General features: G+C 72.8%; 8 protein-coding genes. 5 read left to right on the top strand and 3 right to left on the bottom strand.

Features of this window, described 5'->3' with window-relative positions:
* Both ACIBCM_RS31465 and ACIBCM_RS31460 read right to left on the bottom strand, forming a co-directional pair.
* Positions 1-1,843: beta strand repeat-containing protein (locus ACIBCM_RS31465; protein ID WP_399249215.1), on the bottom strand; the 1,843-nt coding region annotated here is incomplete at its 3' end.
* 272 nt (positions 1,844-2,115) lie between these two features.
* Complete coding sequence (locus tag ACIBCM_RS31460; RefSeq protein ID WP_399249213.1) at positions 2,116-3,648, bottom strand: hypothetical protein; 1,533 nt, start codon at positions 3,646-3,648, stop codon at positions 2,116-2,118.
* Between the two features lie 113 nt (positions 3,649-3,761).
* Here ACIBCM_RS31460 and ACIBCM_RS31455 point away from each other — a divergent pair, with 113 nt between their 5' ends.
* Positions 3,762-5,123 carry a sensor histidine kinase gene (locus ACIBCM_RS31455; RefSeq protein ID WP_399249211.1) on the top strand — a complete coding sequence of 454 codons (1,362 nt, stop codon included), beginning with the start codon at positions 3,762-3,764 and terminating at the stop codon, positions 5,121-5,123.
* Positions 5,120-5,791, top strand: a complete 672-nt coding sequence (locus tag ACIBCM_RS31450; protein WP_399249209.1) for a response regulator transcription factor — start codon at positions 5,120-5,122, stop codon at positions 5,789-5,791. The genes ACIBCM_RS31455 and ACIBCM_RS31450 overlap by 4 nt, the downstream gene beginning before the upstream one ends.
* Positions 5,792-5,857: 66 nt before the next feature.
* Here ACIBCM_RS31450 and ACIBCM_RS31445 read toward each other — a convergent pair whose 3' ends face one another.
* Positions 5,858-6,232, bottom strand: a complete 375-nt coding sequence (locus tag ACIBCM_RS31445) for a hypothetical protein (RefSeq protein ID WP_399249207.1) — start codon at positions 6,230-6,232, stop codon at positions 5,858-5,860.
* 249 nt (positions 6,233-6,481) lie between these two features.
* On the opposite strand from ACIBCM_RS31445, the gene ACIBCM_RS31440 reads away from it, so the two are divergent.
* The 3 genes from ACIBCM_RS31440 to ACIBCM_RS31430 all read left to right on the top strand — a co-directional run bounded on the left by ACIBCM_RS31440 (position 6,482) and on the right by ACIBCM_RS31430 (position 9,824).
* Positions 6,482-7,339 carry a helix-turn-helix domain-containing protein gene (locus ACIBCM_RS31440; protein WP_399249205.1) on the top strand — a complete coding sequence of 286 codons (858 nt, stop codon included), beginning with the start codon at positions 6,482-6,484 and terminating at the stop codon, positions 7,337-7,339.
* A gap of 196 nt (positions 7,340-7,535) precedes the next feature.
* Positions 7,536-8,891, top strand: a complete 1,356-nt coding sequence (gene lysA / locus ACIBCM_RS31435; RefSeq protein ID WP_399249203.1) for a diaminopimelate decarboxylase — start codon at positions 7,536-7,538, stop codon at positions 8,889-8,891.
* Between the two features lie 9 nt (positions 8,892-8,900).
* A complete protein-coding gene (locus ACIBCM_RS31430) occupies positions 8,901-9,824 on the top strand; it encodes a LysR family transcriptional regulator (RefSeq protein WP_399249201.1) in 924 nt (307 codons plus the stop codon).
* The last annotated feature ends 614 nt before the right edge of the window (positions 9,825-10,438 follow it).

Here is a 10,438-nt window from a genome sequence, read left to right as displayed (position 1 = left end):
TGAACCCGGCACCCCCGTACATCAGCCGCTCACCCACATACACATCACCGAACAGCTCCGCCGCGAGAGTACCTCCCTCGGCGACCACCCCACGCGCCCCACGGCCGAAGACACCGATACCGGGAGCACACTCACCCCACACACCGGTGTGCTGTTCACTGAGACCGAAGATCGCCGGTCCGGCCACGGTGTCACCGCGTATCGCCTCGTAACCGCCGCCACCCCGGCCGCGCACTCCGTAGTACGTCGCGCTCTCCCCGTACACCCCCTCACGCTGCTTGGAGACGCCCGACACGGCGGCGGCTACATCCGCTTCCGCGTAGACGCCCGAGGAGTATCCCGCGCCTGTGGCCCAGAGCCCGGTGCCTTGGGTACTGATGGCCCTCACCCCGGGGCCGGTGGCGCTCGTGCCCCTGACGCCGGGTGCGCCGGTGGCGTTGCCCTCGACCGCGGGGTTGCTTCCTGTGGCGGTGGCCCAGAGACCGCTGCCCTGGCTGCTGGTGGCTCTGACGCCGGGTCCCGAGGTGCCGGTGCCAACGACGCCCGGGGAGGTGCCGCCGCCCGTGGCGGTGATGCCCGCGCCTTGGGTGCTGGTGGTGGTGATGCCCGGTGCGTTGGTGGCCTCGGCCTTGACGGCGGGGCTGCTGTTGGCGGTGGTGGCCCAGAGCCCTGAGCCCTGGTTACTGGTGGCCTTGACGCCCGGGCCCGAGCCGCCGGAGCCGATGACCCCCGGTCCGCTGGTGCCGGTGCCCGAGACTCCGGGGGAGGTGCCGCCGCCGGTGCCCGTGACGCCCGGGCCGGATGTGCTGGTCCCGATGACCCCGGGTCCCGAGGCGCCGGCTCCGGAGACGCCCGGGGATGAGCCGCCGCCCGTCGCGGTGACGCCGGGTCCGCTTGTGCTCGTCGCTCTGACGCCGGGTCCGTTGGTGCCGGTGCCCGCGACACCCGCGGAGGAACCGCTGCCCTGGCCGAGGACTCCTGCGTTTCCGGCGCTGGTTCCGGTGATGCCGGGGGCCGATGAGCTGGTCCCGGAGACGCCCGGTCCGCTGGTGCCGGTGCCCGAGACTCCGGGGGAGGTGCCGCCGCCGGTGCCCGTGACGCCCGGGCCGGATGTGCTGGTCCCGATGACCCCGGGTCCCGAGGCGCCGGCTCCGGAGACGCCCGGGGATGAGCCGCCGCCCGTCGCGGTGATGCCGGTGCCCTGGGTGCTGGTGGTGGTGATGCCCGGTGCGTTGGTGGCCTCGGCCTTGACGGCGGGGCTGCCGTTGGTGGTGGTGGCCCAGAGACCGGTGCCCTGATTACTGGTGGCCCTGACGCCGGGACCGTTGGCTCCGGTGCCCGAGACTCCGGGCAGATCGCCGCCGCCCCGCCCGAGGACCCCGGCATTCGCTCTGCTGATTCCCATCACCCCCGGGCCCTCGTCCCCCGTTCCCGCCACCCCGGGCTTCACGCCCCCGCCGAACCCGGCGACCCCCACGTCTCCACCGCTCGTACCCTTCACTCCCGGCCCCTGTGTGCCGGCTCCCGTGACACCGGCTTCTGTGCCGCCGCTTCTGCCGGTCACCCCCGTACCGAGTTTGCTGGTGCCCAGCAAACCGGTGCCGGTCGCCGCATCGGCCCTGCCGAGCACACCGACGCCCTGGAACTTGTGATTGAGGCCGAGGACCCCCGGGGCTCCGGTGGTCACCGTCCCCGAGGCGTTCGTACCGGCCAGGCTGGAGCTGCCGATGACCCCACTGCCGCGTGAACTGTCGCCCCAGACACCGAACTTGATCGGCGGGTCCTCATAAATCGGGTTGTAGCCGGTGGCACCGTCCTGCGAACTCGGAGGATTGATGGGCATGGCTCGCTCCCGTCCTGATGGGCGCTCGTACGTGTGTGTATCCGGCGTGGCTCGACCCTCGGGACGTCGGCGCAGGCGTGGCACGGGGAGCGCTCTGTCGATACGGGCGATCGATCAGCCGGACCGTACAGTATGTGCTTCTTCTGTCATGGTAGGCCGGTCGGGTGGACCGGGCACACCGGTACGGGTCCGGCCGCCCGTGGCGCGCGTACCCGATGCCCCGGCAGCGGGGTGGCGCGGGGACGGGTTCACGGCAGCCGGGCCTTTGGAGGTCACCTCCAGTCGACGGCCCGCTCGGCCCGCTCACCTCCCCGCGGCAGACGGCGCAGAGCAACCCCCAGGGCGATCACCGTGTACGCGCACAGCACGGCCGTCCCGGCCCACCACGGAAGCGGGAAGTACCCGGCGAAGGGCGCGTAGTGGTCGACGACCTGCGGATACTCGACGAGGGTCTGCTGGACGGCGAACCCGGCGGCAGGAGTGACCCGTAGCAGCCACTGGGCCAGACCGTCGGGCAGGAGCGGGACGGACGTCACCGCGTACGGGACCGCGATCGCCGAGACGGCGACGAGGATCGCGAGCCAGGACCGGCGAAGCACGGCACCGAAAGCCAGGGCGAGTACGGCCGCGAGGGCGAGCACCGCGGCGACACCGACCACGACCCGCACTTCGGTGAGCGTGGACACCTCGGTGACACGTATCCCGTTCGATCTCAGCATCGCCGCGCCGACCGGGAGCACCGTCCCCACGGTGAGAAGACCGGTCATCAGCGTGACCGCTCCGACGACGGCCGCCCGCGCTGCCAGCATCCGGCGTGTGATCGGTGCGCCGCCCGCGGGTTCGCGGCGGTGTCCGGGCGCGGCGAACCGTACCGCGACCACCAGCACGACGGTCAGTGCGAGGGACAGGCCGGTGAGAGTGCGCTCCACGGGACGGCTGCCCTCGCTTCCCGCCGGCCCGATGTCGCCGGTGCCCGTCACGGTGATCGTGCCGTTCGTCCCGACCACCGCCCCGGACGCCTTGCGGCGCCTCTCCCACTCGCTGCGGTTCATCTCGCCGACGGCCTCACCGCGCCACCCCCGGGCGGAGGATGCGCCCTGGAGACCGATGTGGTCGAACACGCCGCCGGCCTGGGTGAAGCGCGTTTCCGTGGTGGCGCCGCCGAGGCCGGTCGGCCGCAGGGTCAGGTCGCCCGGGGAGGTGGCGAACAGACCGACCCGTACGGTCGCGGGCAGCCCGGACAGCTTCGCCGTGCCGACCTTCGCCCACCGCTCGCCGTCGGCGGACTCGTAGCCGGTGATGCTCTCGCCCGACCGGGTCAGCCGCAGCCAGCGCGGGGATGCCGCCGAGACCCCGCCGGAGCGGCCGGCGATGTCATGGCGGTAGTCGTACTGCATGCGCACACCGTGGTCGCCGGTGAGCATCAGCGCCGCGTAGGAGGACCCCTGACGGACGCCGTCCTTGATGATGATCCCGGCCTTCGCCCAGGGCACCAGCCCCGGGACGATCCGGTCATGGTCCGGCGGCGGGTAGGTGATGGTGCCGGTCATGGAGGTCAACCGGACGGTGATACTGCCGTTCTCGCCGAGATCCCGGTGCAGGAAATAGAACCGGTCGCTGACGGGGGAGCCGTCCGGTCCGGTCGGCCGGGCCGGGCACGAACCGCCGCAGGACGCCTGGTTGCCGGACGCGTAGAGCAATCCGAGGGCGAGGACGGCCAGCGCGGCGGCCGCCATCGCGATCAGCCGGCCCGGACGGCAGAACCGGGTCCACTCGCGCCGGAGCAGTGTGTTGGTCGTGAGCATGGTCCGGTTCTACGGATTCACCCATAACGTCGTCCGAACGGCCGCTGTCATGCCGTTGTTAGGCGCGGCGCGGCATCCTGGGTGCGACCGGACCCCGACAGGGAAAGCGACCCATGGGCAAGCTGCGGCACGGGACCGTCGGACGGCGCTTCACGATCCTGTACGCGACGGTGTTTCTCGTATCCGCGATCGGACTGCTCGCCCTGACCTACGTGCTGTCGTCGGGCACCGAGGTGACCCGTGTCGTTCCCGGTCACCGCCCGCCCGGGGAGAGCGGCCTCGCCGCCGCGGAGCAGCACATCCGCCGCCTGGAGGGGGAGTTTTCACAGGTGCGGGACCGGCAGTCCCGCAGGCTGCTGGCCGGCTCGCTGATCGCGCTGGTGGTGATGGCGGCCGTGTCGCTGTTGCTCGGCAGGGTCCTCGCCCGCCGTGTGCTGCGCCCGCTGCGGCTGATCACCGCGGCGACGCGGCGGGTCTCCGCGGAGAATCTGCACCGGCGGCTCGCCGTGGCCGGACCCGCCGACGAGGTCAAGGAACTCGCCGACACCATCGACGGTCTTCTGGAACGGCTGGAGGCGTCGTTCGCCGCGCAGCGCCGGTTCGTCGGCAACGCCTCACACGAACTCCGTACGCCGCTGGCGACGATGCGGGCGTCGCTGGACGTGGCCGTCGCCAAGCCCGGTACCGCGGCGCCGACCGTGGCACTCGCCGATCGCCTGCGCACCGAACTCGACCGGGTGGACCGTCTGTTGGACGGCTTCCTCGTTCTCGCCCGGGCACAGCACGGCGCTCTCGCCGACCGGGCCCTGGTGTCGCTCGGCGAGCTGGCCGAGGAGGCGCTGACCGCCCGGGCCGCGGACATCGCCGCGAAGGGCCTGACCGTCGGCATCGACGTACGGCGGGAGTCCTGGACGCGGGGCAGTCCGGCGCTGTTGTCGCGGCTGGTGGGCAATGTGATCGACAACGCGATCGTGCACAACGAGGAGGGCGGCTGGATCCGGGTCGCCACCGCCCAAGGCCGCGGCGAGGCGCGTTTCGTCGTCGAGACCGGCGGGCGCGTCCTCGACCAGGACCGGGTGGACCGTCTGGGGCAGCCGTTCGAGCGGCTCGGGGCCGACCGGACCGGATCGGAGGAGAGTTCCGGGCTGGGGCTGTCCATCGTCGCGGCGATCGCCGCCGCCCACGGCGGGGGACTCGCCCTCCTGGCCCGGCCTCAGGGCGGACTGCGGGTCACGGCCGTGGTGCCGTCGGCGGCCGGGGCGGAAGGCGGCCGGTCCGAAGGGACCGGCGGGTCCGACGGGAGGGGCCCGTCCGAACGGACTCGCGGAGGTGAAGGGACCGGCGGGTCCGTGAGGACGGGCCGGTCCGAGGGGACGGGCCGGTTCGAGGGGATGGGCCGGTCCGAGGGGACGGGCCGGTTCGAGGGGATGGGCCGGTCCGAGGGGACGGGCCCGTTCGAAGGGGTGAGGCCGTGAGGGTGCTGGTCGTCGAGGACGCGCGCTCGCTCGCCGAGGTCGTCGCCGAGGGGCTGCGGGACCAGGGGATGGCCGTCGACGTGGCGCACGACGGGCTGGCCGCCGCGGCCAAGCTCGATGTCCACGCGTACGACGTGGTGGTCCTCGACCGTGACCTGCCCGGCATCCACGGGGACACGCTCTGCCAGATGATCACCGAGCGGGACGACCGCGCGATGGTGCTGATGCTGACCGCGGCCGGGTCGCCGGGTGACCGGGTCAGCGGTCTCACCCTCGGCGCCGACGACTACCTCGCCAAGCCCTTCCACTTTCCCGAGCTGATCCTCCGTATCCGTGCCCTGGCCCGCCGCAAACCCGCGGCCCGGGCGCGTACGCTGCGCGCCGCCGGACTCGAACTCGACCCGCTGCGCCGCCTCGCCTTCCGCGACGGCTGCCCGATGGAGCTGTCGGTGAAGGAGTTCGCCGTTCTGGAGGCGCTGCTGCGGGCCAGTCCGGGCTTCCTGAGCGCCGAGGAACTCCTGGAACAGGTGTGGGACGAGAACGCCGACCCGTTCACCAATACGGTGACCGTCACCGTCGGCCGGCTGCGCCGGAAGCTGGGCGGCCCGCCGGTCATCACGACGACACCCGGGGTGGGCTACCGCATCGGCACGGCCCCGGCCGGCTGACCGGGCCCACCGCCCGGTGCGGGCCGCGCGCCGCCCGTACGACGGAACCAGAGGGCCGACGGCACCTCAGCGGTCGACCACCCAGGCGGCGTCGGAGGGCGGGGTGCCCGTGGTGAGGATGCCCGTCACGATCCGGAACGCCTCGTCGAGCGGCACGGTGTCCTGGTCCGGATACTCGTCGTCCTGCCCGCCGGACAGCATGAAACCCTCGCTCCAGCCGTCGGCGCCCGGATCCACGGCATGCTCGCCGGGATCGCCCACGCCGTCGAGCAGCATCACCATCGCCCGCTCGGTGTTGGTCACGAAGGCGAGCAGCCTCCCACGGGAACTGGTCAGCCATGTCTCCAGCCGCCCCTCGGCGATCCTCGCCCGGAGAGTCTCCAGCGCCACCTCGCACGACACCGGTACGGCGCCGTCCTTGAGCACCCACGATTCACTCACGCGTACGAGGATCCCACCCCCGGATCCGGCAGGCGGAGCCCGGGCGCGGGAACAAGGGCGGAAGCCCGCGCAGGGGTGACCGTTCCGGCGGGAGGGAGACACCCGCCGCCGACCCCGGATGACCCGGCGGGGTGTCTACATGCCCAGGGACTCTGCACGGTGCACAGTCGTGCGTGTGTTCTGTTCAGGCTCCGCGTGCCATGGCACACTGCTCCCGACAAGCCGCCGCGGAAGGGAACAGCACGAGCCGTGAGTGAGCCGCGATCCGCTCCCACGGTTCTGCAGCTGGTGCTGGCCAGACGACTGCAGAAGCTGCGCAAGGCGGCGGGGATGACGGCGCAGGACGTCGGCCGCCGGCTGCGCCTGGCCCATACGACGGTGACCCGGATCGAGCGGGCCGACGTCGCGCTGAAGTATGTGACGGTGTCGGCGCTGCTGGAGGTCTACGGAGTCGACGGCGCCGAGAAGCAGGACTTCCTCGATCTGAGCGAGAAGGCGAACATCTCCGGCTGGTGGCAGGACTACCGTGACGTCCTGCCGGACATCTTCAGCCTCTACGTCAGCCTGGAGGCCTCGGCCGCCCAGATCCGCACCTATGAGCCCCACTTCGTCCCGGGGCTTCTCCAGACCGAGGACTACGCCCGCTCGGTTCTGCGGCTCGGCTTCCCCCGCGTCGAGCGGGAGGAACTGGACCGGCGCACCGCACTCCGTCTCGAACGCCAGCTCGTGCTCACCCGGCCGGGCGCGCCACGGCTGTGGGTCGTCATGGACGAGACCGTGCTGCGCAGGCCCGTCGGCGGTCCCGAGGTGATGCGGGCCCAGATCGACCGGCTCATGGAGGCGTGCGAGCTGCCGAACGTGGCCCTGCAGATCGCCGAGTTCCGCCGCGGTGCCCACCCCGGCGCCTACGGCCCGTTCGCCCTCTTCCGGTTCGACGGCATCGACTTTCCCGATGTCCTGTACTGCGAGAGTCTGACCCGCTCGGCCTATATCGAAGGACCGGAGGAGGTCAGCGTCTACCGGGAGGTCCTCGACCAGATGATCGTCAGAGCGACATCACCGCGCAGGACCCGGGACGTTCTGGCACGCGTCCGCGAGGAGAGCTGACGACCGGGCGTACCCGGAAAGCGGGTATCGGCGGAGCTTCTTCCTCGTGGACAACGGTCCGGCCCGGGGGCGCCGACGCTCCGGCCGACGACGGTGGGAGCAGCGGAATTCCTGAGGCTCACCCACAGAAGAATGCGCTTTTGTCTCCCCCTCCCAGCGCCGAGGATGGCAGTGCAACCGTCCACGGGGAGGAACCATGTCAAGCGCCATCACTCCGGACCTGCTGCCCCTCACCGCCGAGGACGGTCCTCAGGGGCTGGCCGTCGGCGGGATCCCGCTCGTCGAGCTGGGGCGCAGGTTCGGAACACCGCTGTTCGTCTACGACGAGGAGCATCTGCGCCGCCGGTGCCGGGAGGCGGTCGCCGCCTTCGGCGCGGACCATGTCGCTTACGCCTCCAAGGCGTTCCTGTGCACGGCGATGGCCCGGCTCGCCCACGAGGAAGGGCTGCTGCTGGACGTCGCGTCCGGCGGGGAGCTGCGGGTCGCGCTGCGCGCGGGCGTGCCGGGCGGGCGGATCGTGCTGCACGGCAACAACAAGGACGACGCCGAGCTGCGGGCGGCGGTCGCCGCGGCCGTACGGCATGTGGTGGTCGACAGCTTCGACGAGATGGACCGGATCGAACGGCTGCACTCGGCGGAAGGACTGCCCCCGGTGCCCGTGAAACTGCGGGTGGCGCCCGGTGTCGCCGCCGGGGCGCACCAGGCCATCCGTACCGGAGGCAGCGACTCCAAGTTCGGCTTCGGCCTCGCGGGCGGTGTCGCCGCGGCGGCCGTGCGGCGGGCGCGGGAGTCCGGGGCCATGGTCCTGGAGGGCGTCCACGCGCATGTGGGTTCCCAGGTGCTGGACGCGGCCGAGCTGGCCGAGGGGGCGGCGGCCGTCGCCCGGTTCGCCGTCGGGAGCGGAGTGCGCGGGCTCACCGTGGGAGGCGGGCTCGGGGTCGCCTACGAGTCGGGCCAGTCCGTCCCGTCGATCGCCGACTGGGCCGCCCGGGTGCGTGACGCCGCGCGCGGCGCGGGCTGGACCCGCGAGCTGACGGTCGAGCCCGGCCGTTCGATCGTGGCGCGCGCCGGTATGACCCTCTACCGGGTGGGGACGATCAAGCGGATCGAGGGCGTACGGACGTATGTCAGCGTCGACGGCGGGATGAGCGACAACATGCGCCCCGCCCTGTACGCCAGCCGGTACGAGGCCTTCCTGCCGCGCGATCCCCGCGCGCCCCGCCCGCTGCGCGCCCGGGTGGTGGGCAAGCACTGCGAGAGCGGCGACGTGATCATCGACGACGCGGCCCTCCCCGCAGATCTGCGGGTGTCCGATCTGCTCGCCACACCGGTCACCGGGGCGTACGGCTACGCGATGGCCTCCAACTACAACAAGCTCCCGCGACCCGCCGTGGTCTTCGTGCGCGACGGCGACGCCCGGGTCGTCGTACGCCGCGAGAGCGAGGAGGACCTGCTGCGGCTGGATGTCACCGAACCGGCGGACCCGGGCTCCGGGGCGACCCGGACCGGGCCCGCGGACCTGGTGGCGGCCGGGCGGCCCGCCACCGCCTAACCTGGCGCGATGCTGAACAGTGCGCGTCTGCTCGTCCTGCTGGAGATCGCCCGCAAGGGCACCATCGTCGCCGCGGCCCAAGCGCTGCATCTGAGCCCCTCGGCGATCTCCCACCAGCTCGCGCGGCTGGAGCAGGAGGTCGGGGTGGCGCTGGTGGAGCGGGCCCCGCAGAGTCTGCGGCTCACGGCCGCAGGCCGGCGGCTTGCCGAGCACGCCCAGGCCGTGGCCGATCTGATGGCCGTGGCGGAGGACGACCTGCGCGGGCACTCGGCCGGTGAGGCCGGGGTGCTGCGGCTCGGGTTCTTCGCCTCGTCCGGTCTGGAGCTGCTGCCCCGGGCCCTCTCCGCGTTCGCCGCGACCCGGCCCCATGTGGAGCTGGAGCTGATCCTGGGGCAGCCGCACGAGCTGGTACCGGATCTGGAGGCGGGACGGCTCGACGCCGTGGTCGTCTTCGAGCATCCGCTGGATCCGTGGTGCCGCCAGGCGAGCGTGGATGTGGAGATGTTCTTCGACGAGCCGCAGCTGATCGTCGTACCGCTGCGGCACCGGCTCGGCCGCCGCAGTGTGGTCCGGCTGGCCGCGCTGGAGGGCGAGAGCTGGATCGGCACCCGCGGCGGCCACACCGGCGAACCGGTGCTGGAACGGGCCTGCGCCGCCGAGGGATTCCTGCCGCGCGTCCGCTGCCGCAGCGACCACTACCAGGTCACCATCAACCTCGCCCGCGCCGGTATGGGCATCGCCCTGGTGCCCGCGCTGGGTCTCGGTGACACCGCGGGTGTGCATGTCTGCCGGCTCGACCACCCCCAACTGCACCGGCGCGTCGGCGTCGCGACCCGCCCCACGAACGAGAACCCCCTGCTGCGGGCCTTTCTGACGGATCTGCGGTCGGCGGCCGAGGAGGTCGGGGCGCTGCTGGGGACCCAGTGGGCGTGACGGCGGCCGTCCCGTCCCGGCGTCCACGGCCCGGCACACCACCGGTCCGTTCCGCCCGGGCCCTCCCGCCGCCGGACAGCCGACCGGGCCAAGGAGAAGCGCCCCGGTTCGGTCCATGGGTCTGTCGCGGTCCCGACGGGCGGCGGGTCGGCGCTCCGGTGACACGTACGGGGGGCGGGCGGCAAGGGCCCCAGCGACGACGGGCGGCAAGGGCCCGAGCGACGAGAGGACGCCACCGGCCGTACGGCTCCGGCCGCGTCCCCCCGGCCCCTCTCGTGACCTGGCGGCGATGTGCCTTGACGCTGTCTGCGACGACGGTGTGCGCGTCGGCCCCTGATGTGGGGTCACCCTTTCGTTCGGGACGGCTGCGACGCCCGGGCTCGGGGCAGGTCACACGGGTGTGGTGGAAGCGCCCACCGCGGGCCTGGTGAAACGGCGCTTCTGCGGGAACAACGGCCGACCCCTTCCGCGGGCGCGCCCGCGCCCCGGCCCGGCCGAGCGCTTCGGACCGAGAGCACCGGATGCCTCCGGATTCCGCCCGGGGCCGGACCCGCTCCCGCCGCCCCGGACGCCGTGAGCCGGTCCGTCCCGTCGGGGGTACGGACCGGCTCAGC

This window comes from Streptomyces sp. NPDC051018 (assembly GCF_044456085.1).
Taxonomy (GTDB): Bacteria; Actinomycetota; Actinomycetes; order Streptomycetales; family Streptomycetaceae; genus Streptomyces.
This window is presented reverse-complemented; position numbering and strand designations above follow the sequence as displayed.